Annotated in this window: 18 protein-coding genes and 2 pseudogenes; 14 read left to right on the top strand and 6 right to left on the bottom strand. The window is 41.1% G+C overall.

All coding sequences use genetic code 11. From position 1 onward, the window contains the following. The 6 genes and pseudogenes from G9F75_RS17480 to G9F75_RS17455 form a co-directional block, all read left to right on the top strand. Positions 1–543: pseudogene (locus tag G9F75_RS17480) on the top strand (HNH/ENDO VII family nuclease); the annotation flags it as partial. 7 nt (positions 544–550) lie between these two features. After that, positions 551–1,009 carry an SMI1/KNR4 family protein gene (locus G9F75_RS17475; protein WP_029973864.1) on the top strand — a complete coding sequence of 153 codons (459 nt, stop codon included), beginning with the start codon at positions 551–553 and terminating at the stop codon, positions 1,007–1,009. A gap of 55 nt (positions 1,010–1,064) precedes the next feature. After that, positions 1,065–1,388, top strand: a pseudogene (locus G9F75_RS17470) (SMI1/KNR4 family protein); the annotation flags it as partial. A gap of 302 nt (positions 1,389–1,690) precedes the next feature. Next, positions 1,691–1,840, top strand: coding sequence for a hypothetical protein (locus tag G9F75_RS17465; RefSeq protein ID WP_223204376.1), 150 nt, complete (start codon positions 1,691–1,693; stop codon positions 1,838–1,840). Positions 1,841–2,021: 181 nt separating this feature from the next. After that, on the top strand, positions 2,022–2,405 hold the full coding sequence (locus G9F75_RS17460) for a DUF3902 family protein (protein WP_311689500.1): 384 nt from the start codon (positions 2,022–2,024) through the stop codon (positions 2,403–2,405). Between the two features lie 128 nt (positions 2,406–2,533). Then, a complete protein-coding gene (locus tag G9F75_RS17455) occupies positions 2,534–3,013 on the top strand; it encodes a DUF4944 domain-containing protein (protein ID WP_029973862.1) in 480 nt (159 codons plus the stop codon). A 46-nt stretch (positions 3,014–3,059) separates the two neighbouring features. On the opposite strand, the gene G9F75_RS17450 is transcribed toward G9F75_RS17455, so the two are convergent. After that, positions 3,060–3,296, bottom strand: coding sequence for a hypothetical protein (locus G9F75_RS17450; RefSeq protein WP_224960857.1), 237 nt, complete (start codon positions 3,294–3,296; stop codon positions 3,060–3,062). A gap of 276 nt (positions 3,297–3,572) precedes the next feature. Between G9F75_RS17450 and G9F75_RS17445 the strand changes: the two genes are divergently transcribed. The 3 genes from G9F75_RS17445 to G9F75_RS17435 all read left to right on the top strand — a co-directional run bounded on the left by G9F75_RS17445 (position 3,573) and on the right by G9F75_RS17435 (position 6,320). Continuing rightward, positions 3,573–4,193 carry a DUF3885 domain-containing protein gene (locus G9F75_RS17445; RefSeq protein ID WP_029973860.1) on the top strand — a complete coding sequence of 207 codons (621 nt, stop codon included), beginning with the start codon at positions 3,573–3,575 and terminating at the stop codon, positions 4,191–4,193. Positions 4,194–4,418: 225 nt separating this feature from the next. Beyond that, entirely contained in the window at positions 4,419–5,492 is a 1,074-nt protein-coding gene (locus G9F75_RS17440; protein ID WP_029973859.1) for an LLM class flavin-dependent oxidoreductase, read from the top strand. 207 nt (positions 5,493–5,699) lie between these two features. After that, complete coding sequence (locus G9F75_RS17435; protein ID WP_003154023.1) at positions 5,700–6,320, top strand: lytic polysaccharide monooxygenase auxiliary activity family 9 protein; 621 nt, start codon at positions 5,700–5,702, stop codon at positions 6,318–6,320. 164 nt (positions 6,321–6,484) lie between these two features. On the opposite strand, the gene G9F75_RS17430 is transcribed toward G9F75_RS17435, so the two are convergent. From G9F75_RS17430 to G9F75_RS17415, 4 genes are all read right to left on the bottom strand, one after another. After that, positions 6,485–6,583, bottom strand: coding sequence for a YjcZ family sporulation protein (locus G9F75_RS17430; RefSeq protein ID WP_003154022.1), 99 nt, complete (start codon positions 6,581–6,583; stop codon positions 6,485–6,487). A gap of 775 nt (positions 6,584–7,358) precedes the next feature. After that, positions 7,359–7,895, bottom strand: coding sequence for a hypothetical protein (locus tag G9F75_RS17425; RefSeq protein ID WP_007410338.1), 537 nt, complete (start codon positions 7,893–7,895; stop codon positions 7,359–7,361). 284 nt (positions 7,896–8,179) lie between these two features. Beyond that, complete coding sequence (locus G9F75_RS17420) at positions 8,180–8,341, bottom strand: hypothetical protein (RefSeq protein ID WP_162492831.1); 162 nt, start codon at positions 8,339–8,341, stop codon at positions 8,180–8,182. Between the two features lie 168 nt (positions 8,342–8,509). Continuing rightward, positions 8,510–10,927, bottom strand: coding sequence for a peptidase G2 autoproteolytic cleavage domain-containing protein (locus G9F75_RS17415; protein WP_103526852.1), 2,418 nt, complete (start codon positions 10,925–10,927; stop codon positions 8,510–8,512). A 379-nt stretch (positions 10,928–11,306) separates the two neighbouring features. On the opposite strand from G9F75_RS17415, the gene G9F75_RS17410 reads away from it, so the two are divergent. The 4 genes from G9F75_RS17410 to G9F75_RS17395 all read left to right on the top strand — a co-directional run bounded on the left by G9F75_RS17410 (position 11,307) and on the right by G9F75_RS17395 (position 13,947). Further along, a complete protein-coding gene (locus G9F75_RS17410) occupies positions 11,307–11,741 on the top strand; it encodes a dUTP diphosphatase (RefSeq protein WP_003154017.1) in 435 nt (144 codons plus the stop codon). A 309-nt stretch (positions 11,742–12,050) separates the two neighbouring features. Beyond that, positions 12,051–12,875 (top strand): poly-gamma-glutamate hydrolase family protein, encoded by an 825-nt coding sequence (locus tag G9F75_RS17405; RefSeq protein WP_167409262.1) that lies wholly within the window; start codon positions 12,051–12,053, stop codon positions 12,873–12,875. A gap of 105 nt (positions 12,876–12,980) precedes the next feature. Next, entirely contained in the window at positions 12,981–13,130 is a 150-nt protein-coding gene (locus G9F75_RS17400) for a hypothetical protein (RefSeq protein WP_014418013.1), read from the top strand. Further along, the gene (locus G9F75_RS17395) at positions 13,117–13,947 is read left to right on the top strand and encodes a prohibitin family protein (protein ID WP_022553287.1); all 831 of its coding nucleotides are present in this window, start codon (positions 13,117–13,119) and stop codon (positions 13,945–13,947) included. The genes G9F75_RS17400 and G9F75_RS17395 overlap by 14 nt, the downstream gene beginning before the upstream one ends. Before the next feature lie 27 nt (positions 13,948–13,974). Here G9F75_RS17395 and G9F75_RS17390 read toward each other — a convergent pair whose 3' ends face one another. Continuing rightward, positions 13,975–14,424 (bottom strand): YndM family protein, encoded by a 450-nt coding sequence (locus tag G9F75_RS17390; RefSeq protein ID WP_017417873.1) that lies wholly within the window; start codon positions 14,422–14,424, stop codon positions 13,975–13,977. Positions 14,425–14,577: 153 nt separating this feature from the next. Between G9F75_RS17390 and G9F75_RS17385 the strand changes: the two genes are divergently transcribed. After that, positions 14,578–15,006, top strand: coding sequence for a hypothetical protein (locus tag G9F75_RS17385; RefSeq protein WP_167409261.1), 429 nt, complete (start codon positions 14,578–14,580; stop codon positions 15,004–15,006). The last annotated feature ends 135 nt before the right edge of the window (positions 15,007–15,141 follow it).

Below are 15,141 nucleotides of genomic sequence, written 5' to 3'. Positions count from 1 at the left end.
TATGATCTTGCTCTGGCCGATAACGTACCATACAATGTGGTTGACAGCCAAAACCTTAAAAATGAACTTTTGACCAATGCAAAGAAAATCCCGGATGGAACGAGAAAGCCGTTTACTGGTCAAGAAATAAACCTTCCTTAATTAAATAAAGAAAAGTATGGTGCCTTTGAGGTTAAGGGCAAGGTAAAAGCAAAGGGAAAAGTTAAAGACATAAGCCGCAGAGTGTATACTATGAAAGATATTGATATGAACCAAAAAAATCGTAAAGGCCTTACGAATCTTCAATTAATGAAAAGTGGAAATGCTCCTTTTGCAAAAGATGGAACCCAAATTAATTTGCATCATTTGATCCAAGAAGAGCCTGGTACTATGCTGGAGATACCTGAAAGCTGGCATAATAAGTACAGTGATGTTTTGCATGGATTAAAAGGGAATGGACAGAGTTTTAGAAATGATCCAGTACTTGATAAACAATATAAAAGTTTCAGAAGAAGGTATTGGAGATGGAGAGCTCAGCAATTTGAGAACAAGAATAAGAGGTGAAAGTTTAATGGATTATTCGAAAATAAAAACTTTCTTTGATGAAAATAAAGAAAATTCTATTCTCACGGGAGGAGTCACTGAGGAGCGGATTAGAGAGATAGAGGAGGATCTCAATGTAACCCTTCCAGACAGCTATAAGTGGTTTTTAACTGAGTATGGTTCAGGGGGAGCATATGGAACAATGATACTCGGATATGACTCTCATGGTGCTGAAGTTGTCGAACAGACTAATGAATATAAAAAATATTATAACCTTTCCGATGGTCTTGTAGTGATCGAATATGTAGATGAATTTTCTTATTGTCTTGACACTAACAAGTTGAAAAATGGTGAATGCCCTGTCATTCTTTGGGACAACCAAGAGGGATATGGTAAACAAGTTGGTAGTACATTCCTTGAGTTTTTAATAGAAGAACTTGAAGAAGCGAAAGACGACTGGGTCGATGATGAGGACTGGGACGATTAAAACTAAAAAGAAGGTCTATAACTTGTTTTTCCATAGCATATGAAGGAGTATTAAAATGAGCTTCACTAAGATCGAACAAAAGTTGAAAGAGTTTACGATTGATGCTAGCACAGATCCTAGCATTAATACAAATGAACAACTCAAAGAGCTTGAAATGAACATAGGAAATCAATTACCTTCCGACTATAAGGATTTTTTGAAGGGATATGGAGGCTGTTATTTAGATAGTAAAAAAACAACAGATGAAGTTGAGTATGACGTTTGCTACAAACCATTAGAGAAAGATCCTTGGATGGGCAAGGAAGATGATACACAATTATTAGAGAACTTCTATGGTTTAGCTAACGATCATAACAGTCTCCAAGAAGCAATCAATACTTAAGTTCCATTTATATGTCGTTAAAAACAATATACAGTTACCAAAACGAAAAGAACCTTGTTAGAGACAGGTTCTTTTTGTATTTGAGTTGAATTTATCAATAGAATTACCGATAAATAACGTGAGAAATAATACCAGGTAGTTACAGAATTGAAAAATGCTTAGGTGTGTAATACTTGCACTAGCTGTCACTTTGATACAGAAGCTGCTGAAGCTTCAGTCTTCAGATTCTTCCGTTACATCTTAAAGGCCCCTTTATGGGCTCAAATTCAACCGTCATTAAAGCCAAAGGCGGAAGGAATTTGTTATACAAAGGTGAAGCAAACATATACAAATATGATGCTATACTTGGGCAAAACAGGGTAGTGATAGACATTGAAGTTACAATGAACGAACTTCCTTCAAATGAGATTCAAGTTGAAGGACTTGGAAAAAATGAAAATCATTTATAGTAACGTTGTAAAATTTGAGAGAGGGTGAATGCTATGGAAGGTCTAAATAACTCTTACAATTGAGAAATCAAGCAATTCACGCTTATAAAACATCTATTTAATTTTAAATCGGCGTTTCAGGTGAACTTTATATCATTTCTGTTTTAGTAAACATATTTAAAAACGAAATAAGAATTAAAATATGCAGGCAAAGCGGCGAAGCATATCGCATAAAGGTGTTATCAGATGTATGACCGTGCCTAAAAATAAAACTTATGAAGAAAGGAACTCTAACTTGAAATCAAATTTAGTTTCGTTTCTATTAGCACTGTCAGGATTTATATTCAGTATTTATATGCAGTCAATGGCTTACTGGAGCAATGACTCTATGTTGTGGTATTGGGTCGGTGCGGTTTTGTCGTATCTATTTGCTGCAGGATCAGTGGTTACTCTGATTCTTAACAAAAACAAAGATTCAATTCTAACAATAAGTTGTCTCATTTTAATGATTGTAACCGTTATGCTTATTTTAGTCACAACTTTTTGGACGACTTTTATCATTATTGCATGGCAATCTGGGATGTGAGGCTAAGGGGAATATGATCTTCTTAGTATTTTTTTATTCCTGGGATTAGAATCCCTTTTTATTATTCTTTCAAATTAAATGTAACAATTCTAATATTCATACGTTCTAAATGATAAAGGCGGGATGTCATGAAAAAACGTAAAGTCATTAAAACATTGCTGGTTATTATCACTGTTCTCATAATAGCAGCCGGATGTGCACTGTTTTCTTTAATTTCAGGAGAAAAAGTCAAATATATCGGCTATAGCCAAAGCAAGACGTGGGAAGCGTCAATCGAAAAATCAAGCAAGACCTCTATCGGCCCTAACTATTTCTTGAATTTGTATTACAGAGGTAATAAAGTGAATGAAAAGAACACGGTGATTAAGAGATTAACATTATTTGTTGACGGCCGGAAATATGGTGAAGATAAAGACTATCATCTTTCAGAATACACCGGAGAGAAATTAGAAGGCGGCGGAACGGGAGAAGACCATATTCAGACGTTTGAATATATGCCGGAAAATGAAGTGATCGGTCATGAAATCACTGTTGAAGCAGTATGGAAAACCGGTCATGAGTCCTATTCAGAAAAATTCAACCTGAAAAGAACGCATTGGTATGACTGAAAGAATAAAAAGAGGGCGGTATAACCCTCTTTTTGACGCGGAGCCTTTATTTTTGTCTGTTTTTCCTCGATTTGCTGAAGTCGATAAAAGAGGCATTGGAGCCGATAAAATTACTTACTAAGACATACATAAAGAAACCATTAACAGGTCCCTGCCGGCGTCCGTTAAAAAGAATGGATAATGAGATAAGCAATACAGCCGCAAGCAAGTCTGCAGCCAGACTTATTTTACGGTGAGACCGGAAATATTCTCTTAATCTTCTGATCTTGTTCAAAGCTGACACCTCTTGATGCTTATGTATAAGAAAATAATACCATTGAAATATATGTAACATCAATGAATAAGGTTGGAAACGGAGGGGTTCAAAGTTGGGGCGATCTTGTGTAAAAGAAAGGATCAGGATGAATGTGACCAGCATCCACCCTGATCAATGGGGTTCACAGTGTTCTATTTCATTGTATTCCAATCGGAATAATATTACAAGGGTGAAAAAGAAATAAGCGGAATGTTTTCGGCTTCTTCTGCCTCTGGAGCGGGAAACGGAAAGTGAGATGTTTGAATGAAAATAAATGATTATCTGAAGGAAAGGTTTCCTACTTTAAAATTAGTGCCCGGCATTTATCATCAATGGGATGTGGGAATTCATTTTTCTCTCGGCGGCAATATGTATCAATTTAATGAAAGCGGTGCTTTGAATCTTGAGTATTTTCAGCTTGTTCATCATCAAACCGCCGCACTTTTCAATGAGCTGTTTGAACATAGCGATGACTTGTTTCTTGTTGCTAACGTGTATAAGCACAAAACTCAAGGTAATCACGCGAGAAAATTAAAGGTTTATCAGCCGTTTCTGAAGTGTAAGGATGATTTATATCGGATTCAAGTGAAGACCTGTCAATGCCCGGTCGAAGAAGAATATGAAATGCAGCAGTTTTCTTTATTATGTAAACGGAAAGATCTGCGTATCCCCCAATTACTTAAGGCAGCCGTCCACGAAGATTTTCCGCTGAAGCCAAGGTTCGGGGGCTGTTCCGTTGGGTATCCTGATGTTTTCTTTGTGAATATGACAAAAGATATTATTTTCTTTCTGTATGATGACAGAGGGTGTGAAGTCATTGCTCTTGATGCCGGAAGAATACGAAAGCTTTATGATCAATATCACGATTGGATTGAATTGGACTGAAAATGAACACATGATTTCAAATCCGCTTGTGCCGGCTTTGTTCTTGCCTAGTCGGGCTGCATGAGTGTAATGGGCTGAATTGAAGGGCGCCAGAAACTTTTTTTCCTCTCATACCGACCTTCTGCATGTTAAGCTTCTGTATTTATTTTGAACGAATTCCTATTTGTAAAACGGCTGAATAGAATAACATAAAAGCTTTTTTACACAGTGCAGGAGGAGAGAAATGTGAGGGCTGAACACCGTGATTGTATGGAAATTGGAATTTATTCATTTGCAGAATTATATCCCGATCCTCTGACAGGGAAAACAGTCAGCGCAAAGCAGCGGATAGATGAATTGATGAAGCTGGCGAAACTTGCTGACGACGCAGGGCTTGATGTATTCGGTGTAGGCGAGCATCATCGTCTTGATTATGCGGTATCTTCGCCGCCGGCCATCTTATCAGCGATTTCACAGATCACTGAAAATATTAAGCTGACCAGTGCCACGACTGTATTATCCACCGCAGATCCCGTCCGTTTATTTGAGGATTTTGCAACGCTTGATCTGATTTCAGACGGCCGGGCGGAAATCATTGCGGGACGGGGCGCATTTTTAGACTCGTTTCCTCTTTTCGGTTATGACGTAGGCCATTATAAAGAACTGTTTGAAGAACATATTGACCTTTTTTTAAAATTAAATTCCGGGGAAGAATCGGTTACCTGGAAAGGACGTTACCGGCCGCCGCTGCGCGAGGCAGAAATTTCTCCTCGGCCTTTTCGCGGAAGCATTCCGCTATGGTTAGGTGTTTCGGGGACTCCGGAAAGCGCAGAACGGGCCGGGCGTGCAGGTGCGGGTTTGGCATTAGCTGTACTGAGTGGTGATCCGGTGTCATCTAAGCCGCTTGTTGACAAATACCGGGAAGCGGCTTCTAAAGCCGGTCATCCTCCGGAAAATGTGAAGGTTGCCGTAAGCGGACATATGTTCATTTCAAAAACGAATGAACAGGCAATACAAGAATTTTACCCGTATCATTCAAATTACTGGTCTCATGTTCATTCATATCACGGGATCGATGAGCCTTTAACGAAGGAAGATTTTGAACGGGCGTCCGGAAAAGAAACAGCTTTATTTGTGGGAAGCTCACAGCAGATCATTGAAAAAATCATGCATCAATACGAGTTATTCGGACATCAGCGATTTCTCGCGCAAATCGATATAGGAGGTATGCCGTTTAAAAAAGCCGCGGAAAACATCGAACGATTAGCAGCGGAAGTAGCACCGGTTATCCGAAAAGAAACCGGCAAATCCAGCGAATGAAGTTCTGAGCAAAAGGGGCGGGCCGGTCAATCGCGGATTCGACAACAGAATCGGCCCGGCTTTTTCTTCATGATTATAAAAAACAAAGGGAAAAGCGCGAACCTCATTGCTTTTTCCTATCAAGAAAAGGAAGGTCATTTCATCCTCCATCGTGAAGTGTATATACCGAAAGGTTTTTATTAACAAAAGAGGGAGGATGATGCAGTAATGAAGGGTTTAGTCAAAGCTGCAGTTTTAACTGTTACTCTTGGTATTGGAGGCGCTTTCTATTCAAGTGATGCATCTGCGCACGGGTATATAAAAGAGCCCGTCAGCAGAGCGTACATGGGGGCATTAGAGAAACAAACATTGGGCTGGACGGCCGCTGCGCAGAAATATGGCTCCGTCATTGATAATCCTCAGTCTGTAGAAGGGCCGAAAGGGTTTCCGGCTGCAGGTCCGCCGGATGGAAGAATTGCGTCTGCAAATGGGGGATCGGGACAAATTGACTTCGGTTTAGACAAGCAGACTGCAGATTATTGGGTAAAACAAAACATCCGCGGCGGTTTTAACACCTTTACTTGGTACTACACGGCCCCTCATGCGACATCAAAGTGGCACTATTATATCACCAAGAAAAACTGGAATCCGAATAAACCTTTGTCAAGAGATGAATTCGAATTAATCGGAACGGTAAACCACGACGGTTCCAAGGCAGATACGAATCTGACTCATAAGATTTTTGTGCCGACTGATCGAAGCGGGTATCATGTCATTTTAGGGGTATGGGACGTTGCGGATACTTCCAATGCCTTCTATAACGTCATCGATGTAAACCTTACACAATAATCTATGAATTACTGATCGGCTGCATGTTGATACATCGGCCGATCTTTTTAGTTTTTATGTGTGAATGAAAAGGGGAAAAACAGCAGAGCGCCATAAACATTTCATTTATGGCGCCGTACGATCATGGAGGTGCTGCTGACATGGATGCGGAGGTAAGAGGATTCTTAATAACCGCCGAGGAAAGAAGCCCCAACGATGATTAATAAAATGAATAGCACCACGATTAACGCAAAGGAGCTACCATAACCACCTGAGAATCCCATATAATCTCACCTCCTAAAGAGGATTAATACATATTATGCCGAAATGAAAAGTTTGATAGGGATGCTAGTTTACTTTTTGAAAAAAGGGTTTTAGTCTATATTTCCTTTACATGACCATCCGTTAAAATGAGTAAAAGGAGGAATCGTACTGCTTCCTGTAATAGAAACGGGTAGGCTCATACATTGAGAAGTTGCGAAGAGGGTGCGCAGTTGGCTTGTTTTTTAAAAAATGAAAAAGTAACAAGCTATTAGGATTGGAACCTTTTGATTTAACGGAACAGGCTGAAGAAATGATTGGTTGGTTTCAAGAGCAGTAGCGGAATGTGATGAGGAATAGAGAAAAAAGATGCGATGGGCATAATCGGAACCATGTATCAAAACGGACTGCCCCATGATACACGTGTATATTCTATACTGAATGAGATCGTTAACGAATAAATTGAAAATTCGTCGTTTTGTCAAGTGTTCTGCGGTAAATAAAAAAAGCCGATGAAGGCTTAACATTGATTAGACGCTGTAAAGCATTCTTTTTGCTATGCTTTCTGCAGACGGAGTTTGATTGTAAGAAACGATTCCGATAATCACTAACAAGATGATCAACACCAATATGCTCCACAACACTATTTTTAAAGACTTTGACATGGTATACCTCACTTTGAAAGACTTTACCGGGGCTGCGATCGGAGCCCGCACTTCAAGTATAGTCGTTATAACGGTGAAAAATGTGCAGTCCAGTTAAAAAAACTTGCGGGCGCTGCCGCAAGTTTTCACCGTATTAAGGTCTGTGGAATTCAATATGCTGATTATCACGATCGAACCACCCTCTGAATGCCCAATTGATCCAGCCCCCGTCTCCTTTGTTATCGAAGGACCCGTCTTCGAAGACCCAGATTCCGTAAGTAATACCGTCATAAACGGCTGATCCGTAAAATTGAACGCCGTTAAACCGGTCTTCATATTCTTGATTTAAATTGAACACCATGACATTGTACTTCTGTCCTGATGCGTAAAATGTTGTTTCCATGACATTTTTTACCCAGCCGGTTCGGTTTTGATCTGACTTAACCGCTTCAGCAATGCGATCTGAGATTCCGAGAACATCTACGTTTACGTTCAGCCCGGCATCAACACCTGCTGCTTTTACGTTTTGGTCTGCTGTTTGGGATAATTTACTTTCTAACGGATTTGCAACGGGTGAAACGTGAGGCGCGTTTGCGTGTTCAGACTGACTGGCTGCTGAGGCACTGGCTGTGAAAGGAATTGTTAGAGATAAAGCTAAGCATGATCCGACTATCGTTCTGGCGATTTTCATGGCAATGACCTCCTGAGGAAATTTTTAAAAATTGTTGCAAATTCATGGTATCGCAGAAAAATTGACCAAGCAAAGAGTAGATTTTCTCAAAAGTCATGTCATTCTATTTGTGTTGTTTTCTGTAAATGAAATACTTTTCATTAGGCGAAAAGGGAAGAAAATAATAGAGTCTTTTTATGTATTGTGATAGGATGACCGGATTTTGGGTGAAAATAGCCCGGAGAAACGCCATAATAAGAAAAACACCCGGAGTTTACCGGGTGTAAAAATGTTGATATGTCAAGTTAGCAGCATTTTTTACATTTTTTGCATTTTCTTTTATAAACAACGATGTAATCATAATCAAGATGCTTTTTATCTTGTTTCTTCTTTTTTTGTTTAGGCTGTTTTGGGTGGTGATCATAATGTCCGTTCATATCCATATCCATTCCCATACCCATATCCATACTCATATTCCTCCTTTTTTCATCTGACGGTAGTATTCTATGACAGAAAGCATGGATGGCTTGGACAAATGAAACGGTATGCTGAAAAAGAGGCATCTCATTCGGTATAAAAAACAGGATCATACCCGCCCGATAGAAAAGAGAGGAGATGATCCTGATATTGAGTCCCTATTTGATAACCGCAATTGCAATGCCGTACCCTTTTTCAGAACTGTATAAGGCTGTCAGTTTCAATACCTTCCAGCCTTCTGCGGCTTTAGTCCCGATTCCGTTATGAGCCGTGATATAATCTCCCGGGCTGACCGTACCGTCGACCCGTACGTAATGCCGGCCGTTGAGTCCGACAATGTGCCATTCGTCTCTGGCCGCGCGTGCTTCATAGTCAGCTTCAAGAGCCGGACTGCAGTCTGGGTTTTGTTTCGGCACGCGTACCGTTTCTCCTGTTTCTTCGTCAGTCACATTTTCGTATATGAAACCGCCGAACTCGTTTGTCAAAAAGCGGCTTTGCCATCCGAAGCTTGCGGCTCCTGAGATAAAAGCGGCTGTTTCTGAAATGACGCCGAGCATGTAATCTCCGACGTGAGCCAATTCAATTTTTTCGCCTTTCACTGTGACGATCGTCCCGGCGGGAATTGTCTGGCCGGTTACACTTTCAAAATATTCTCCATACCCTGACAGGGAAGAGGTGACAGCTCCGGCGAACGTACCGTGGCCGCCCGCTGAATCCAGTTTCCATTTGATGGACTGATGCCCTCCGGCAACCGTGTATGGTTCTTCCAATGTAATGCTTTCTGATGACAGAATCGTTCTGGAGACTTTGCTGCCCGTTATATGGACATTGTTTGAAGCGGCGATAAATGCCCTTGAACCTTCAGAACTTGAACCTCCGGAAGAGCTGATGATCGCATTTCTGTCACCTCTGGCCGTAATATCGCCTGTTCCCGCAATAACGGCGCTTGTCGGGTTGAATGCAAAACCGGAGCTGGTCGCGAGCTGTGCGCCTCCCTTTAAATTGACGGGGATCTGCTCATAAGTCTGTCCTTTTATAGATGCGGCCGCGCTGTAACCTTCCGCTTGCACCCCGAGAATGACGGCCTGACTGTTAGGGGACGTAATTCCGACCGAACCGCCGTCTCCGATCATCGTACCGTTCATAATATTTACGTTATATTGGCCTCCGCCGATTGAGATGCCTTTAGGAGAAGACTTGTATATATCAAAATTTGAAATTTTAACATAATCGGTTTTATTTGATCCGCCGGATATATTGATGTCAACACCGGCTTGTGTAAAGCCGCGTATTTTAATGCCGTTAATCGTAATATTTTGACTGCGGTATTGAAGAGCCACGACTGGATTCCCGCCATAGTCGTATGAGGGATCACCAATAGCTGTGAATCCGTTTACATTAACGTTTTTATAGGCAGAGATGACCAGCGCCCTCGGGGTCACACCGTCATAGAGAGCATTAAATACCGGTTCAATCGCGGTGCAATCGGTTAAAGTAACATCATAAGCCGTCGTGCTTTCGGGGTCTGAGGCCTGATGATGGCCGATATGACGAATATCAAATGAACGTACATCACGATACGAAACATGACCGATAATATGAACATTTTGAGAAGCCGGCCAGAGGCTGTGCGCCTTTACCTCAATCCCGCGGATATTTCCGCTCGTATAGTTATTTAAAAGCCATACATGTTTAGAGCCGTCGTCAATTTCAATGCCGTTCGAGTTTGCGCTGCCCTCAGCATGCTCTGTGCCGCGGGGGTTTCCGGAATGGCAGTTGGAAATGAAAATATACTCGCTGTAATGGGTGGTAATGCCGTCGTCTCCGGCGCCGTATGCCACACAGTTATCAATCCATATATATCGGCAGCCGTCTTTCGTCCATTCTGTTTCAGGCAAATGATCGTAAGTCGGAGATGTAATATCAATACCATGGAGACCCGCGTTAACCGTTTCAACATTCTTAATCCAGCCGTATTGCACATTAGCAAACGTTAAACAGCTGGAAAACTGTCCTCCGGGGTTCCTGACCCCGCATTGACGATCAGGATTCCAGTCTAAAGTCATGTTCTGGACAAAAATATTACGGTTTCCATTATCGTAATCATCGTTAGTAATGACCCATTCGTATGCGGGAGTGTCCTCATGAAGCTTAAGCACGGTAATCCCCTGTCCCTCACCGGAAATGGTAGTCCATGAGGGGAGTTTTATCCCTTGAACCAAAAATTCTCCTGCGGGGACATTTACTTTGACCCGGCCGTTCCCGATCGCTCTCCGAAAGGCTTCCGTATTGTCCCGGCCGTCAGGGACCGCTCCGTAGTCCTCCACATTCACTTCCCGGGTGATTTTATTCATAAGCATTTCGTATTCTGTATCAAGCCGTTCTTTTAAAAGTGAGGTGACCATTCCTTCCGCCGTCACCCGGGCATCTGCGATCTCAAGATTATCATCCGTTGCGGAATGCTTAATAAAATTCTGCATCCTTGCTTTGAGATGCTCCAATTCAGAGGGCTGTGCAGGGCGAGACTGCAATGGGGCGTTTAAAGACGGATCAGGAAAGTTTTTAAATTGAACCATTCTAAAGACACCTCTTTCTTTTGATATAAGCGCCTGAGGCAGGGGACAGAAAAGAGTCGCGCACCCTTAAAGCGCTTATTCTTCAAATTCTTTATTCAGAACGAAATTCCTTTTGAAACCAAGGTGAAATTTTAAAAAAGCTCTGTTGAAAGAACGGATATAAAGCTTTGCATTATTGTAATTGAAGCTGTCATGTGAAAATGGAGGAAAAAACTGATAGGAAGGGCCCTCATTTTAGGTTTATTCTCATTGACTTCGCCGTGCTTCCTCTTCGGCTGCATATACACCAAAATCAACATTCTTATCAGTTAAATGGTATAATGGGGCACGGATTGGTCATCAATACGACTGAAATAGGGAAGCAAAAGGAGCAGCGAACATGACTTTACAAATCAAAATTAAATATTCAGATGATACGCAAACGAGAATCAGTAAAATTGAACAGGGCGATTGGATTGATCTGCGGGCAGCTGAAGATATCACAATCAAAAAAGGTGAATTCAAACTTATCCCGCTTGGAGTTGCGATGGAACTGCCGGAAGGATATGAGGCCCATGTCGTACCGCGTTCAAGTACATATAAGCATTTCGGTATCATTCAGACAAATTCAATGGGAGTCATTGATGAATCATATAAAGGCGACAATGACTTTTGGTTTTTTCCTGCATTCGCACTTCGGGATACCGACATTTCCAAGGGGGAGCGGATCTGCCAATTCAGAATCATGAAGAAAATGCCTGAAGTGGAGCTGATCGAAGTAGACAAGCTCGGGAACAATGACCGCGGCGGACTGGGATCAACAGGCACGAAATAAAACGAAAAAAGACTGCTTAACAGCAGTCTTTTTTTTATGGAAACAGCAGTTACATTCAATTTGTTTCGGGGATTCTTGAATTGGGAAATCATACGTCACGTTCGAATTTGACTTCGAAATAAGCGGCCGCTCCGTAACCGTCTATGCCAGGAGCAAATATTTAAGCCTTCCGTCTCTTTGAACAGAAAGACTTTTTTAGGTTAAAGGATAGAAGTTGTTTTGATGTTTTTATTCTTCAAGATGAACGGAGGTTTTGTCCAACGTATATAATATTGTGACAAAAGTGTAAACAAAAGAAAGGATGATGTTATGGCAAAAAGGGTTATAAGAGTAGACCGTAAAGCAGCTGGCAAAGAGGCAGAGCAGAAGAAACCGTCCAAAGTCACCCTGTTCTGCCGTTCGCTTCAAAGGCTGAAGCATTTGTATTGTAACATAAACATACAAATGCCATCAATAACCAAAAAAGGAATTTTAGTTTTGATTTTACCGTTTTTGCTTCTGCCGTTCTTTCGGGCTAATGCCGCTTCAGATATTTACGGCAGTTTCGAGGAATTAAAGCTGAATGAAGATCCTTCCGATTTTTCCATTTCAACGCGAGAGCATAACCCTTCTGTCCTCATATTAGCTATACACGGCGGAGGCATAGAGCCGGGGACCAGTGAGTTAGCCAGAGAAATTGCCGAAAACCGGAGTTTATATTTATTTGAAGGGTTAAAATCAGCCGGTAATGCGGCTCTGCATTTGACAAGTTCGCATTTCGATGAACCTAAGGCCGTGCAAATGGTGAAAGAGCACTCTAATGTCATTTCATTGCACGGTTACGGCAGTGATGATAAAAAGATAAAAATCGGCGGTACAGACAGAGAACGGGCCGAACTTTTGACCGATGTGCTGAAACGGCACGGGTATCCTGCCGTTCTTCTCGGCATAAATGATAAATATGCAGGCGTCAGTCCGAACAACCTTGCCAATCAATCTTCATCCGGATTGAGTATTCAAATCGAAATGAGCACCGGCTTCAGAAAATCACTATTTGACACTTTTACGCTGAAAAGCAGAGCATCCACACAAAACGGGACCTTTTATCAATTCACAAAAACGATTTCTGATTTTATCAGTGACAATTATGAATAAGCACGCCTATTTTGCCGGCGGGGCTTTTTCTTTTGAAATTTATGAAACTTTAAGTTCTTAAGATCGTATACATAATTGACAGGATGAAAGAAAAGAGGTGGGCAAATGAAAGTGATGATCGGGTCTATCATTCTTCTTGTCATCATCGGATTCGGTTTATGGCTGATGCTTAGTCCAATCTTTAAACAAGTGGGAAGCAGAGCCAAAAAATTCAAAAAGTCATGGGAGGAAGAAGATCAGCATGAGCGAAAATAAGCGCGGAAACACAAAAAAAATTCTCGGCGGTGTGATTATAGGTGCAGCCCTTTTAATTGCGGGCGTTACAGCGTCACTATTCATTGAAAAAATACCGAACGGTTATGTCGGGGTTGTATACTCACCGAATGGCGGGGTAAAATCCGACACATTGGACCAAGGCTGGCACTTAGTCGGTTTATTTAATAAAGTAACGGAATATCCGGTGCGTATGCAGACAGTGAATAATGAAAATATAAAAGTGGCAACCTCAGACGGTAAAAATATAGAAATGGATATCGCTTACAACTATGTCGTGCAGCCTGATAAAGTAGTCGATCTGTTTAACAAATTCGGCGCGGTAAACGTTGAAACGATTGAAAATACATATTTAAAAACAAGGCTGTGGGATGCGGCGCGAAAATCAATCAGCAAATACTCGGTTATTGACACATACGGGCAAAAATCTGCAGAAGCCGCTGCCGATGTTCAAAAGAGATTTGCTGATGATATGAAGAGTCTTGGATTTTTAATTGATGATCTGACGCTTGGCGTACCGAAGCCGGATAAAGCCACACAGGAAGCCATCGATGCAAGGGTGAAATCTTCACAGGAACTTGAACGGACACAAACTGAAATTAAAATAGCCGAAGCCGAAGCGAAAAAGAAAAAAATTGAAGCGGAAGGGATCGCTGATTATAACGAAATCATAAAGAAATCAATGTCCGATGAAATGATCAAATATAAATGGATTGAAAAATGGGACGGAAAAACGCCGAAAGCGACAGGCACAGACTCACTGCTGCAGCTGCCGCTGGACGATCAGAAGCAAAAATAAAAAGTGAAGGAGGCGATTGCCTCCTTTTTATGTTTTTTCCTGAGGGTCTTTTTCCGGCACTAATTCTTCAGACGCCTCGGTTTGATAGCTCCATAGCGTGCTATCCGTCTCTGTTGTGTCCTGATAATCTTCGGGAAGTACATATTGCTGCAAATACCGGTGAAAAAATGCCTCGAAAACAGAAATGCAAAGTGCAGAGATAACCGATGCCGCGGCAGGCGAGACATTAAATCCGCCAATGTTCATAAGGAATATCCATAATACAATGAATGAAATTCCGAAATCAGCTGCAACGGCTGTGAAATTGCTTGTTCTCGGCAGAATCATGCAATCACCCGCAAAATAAGTAATTAAACTTAAGATCACTGTAATAAACAGAACGTTTAAAAAGGTTACTTGGTACATAAGATCCAGAACAATGTACAGTAAAGCAAGTGTGAGCGCCGTTTTAGAAGCGAAAGCAATTACGTGTTTCATTTGAACCACCTTCGTTATTTCGTTTAGTCTTCATTGTAAGCAATCCGCAAATTTTTAAACTGGTATATAGTGGTTATAAAGTATGCGTTTTAATAAAATGTGAATAGACATCACAGGATTCACAAGTTAAAATATGTAAAAAGGGGGATGCAAATGAAAAAATACTGGATATGTATTGCTGTTTTTTTATTATGTTTTAGCGGAATACACTCAGCTAAAGCGGCTACCACTGAATTCGGATCAAAAACAAGCTTCACTTTGGAAGGAAATGCAAAAGAGTTTCATATTGAAAATCCGGGGGCTGTAGCTGCCGACGATTACTTTTTAGGATATAAGTTCACCATAATGAACAACTCTTCGTGCGGTTTGAGCATGAAACTCCAGCGGATGGCGCTGAACGGAAATTTTTATACATTAAACTCTAAAAACTACAGCGGCAGCTGGTTAAACCTTAGTGCCCAGGATAAAAAATCAATTGATCCGTATCACAAATACAGAATTCTGGTTGAAAGTTCTTCAAACGTCTGTGGCCCCGCCTATATTAAAGGGTTATACGGTGTAGAATATTATCATTTTGATTGAAAATAGATACTCGCTAAAGGCAGCGGGTTTTTTTATATTTAAATATAACCTATTGTACTATGTACTAAATATTCATATATAAATTTTGATGCGCCCGCCCAAAAGAAAAGATAAACAAAAACAAATTCATCACGC

The sequence above is a fragment of the Bacillus sp. EKM208B genome (genome assembly GCF_011800725.1).
GTDB classification, from domain to species: Bacteria; Bacillota; Bacilli; order Bacillales; family Bacillaceae; genus Bacillus; species Bacillus velezensis.
The sequence above is the reverse complement of the archived record's forward strand: the minus strand, read 5'-3'. Positions and strand labels throughout refer to the sequence as shown.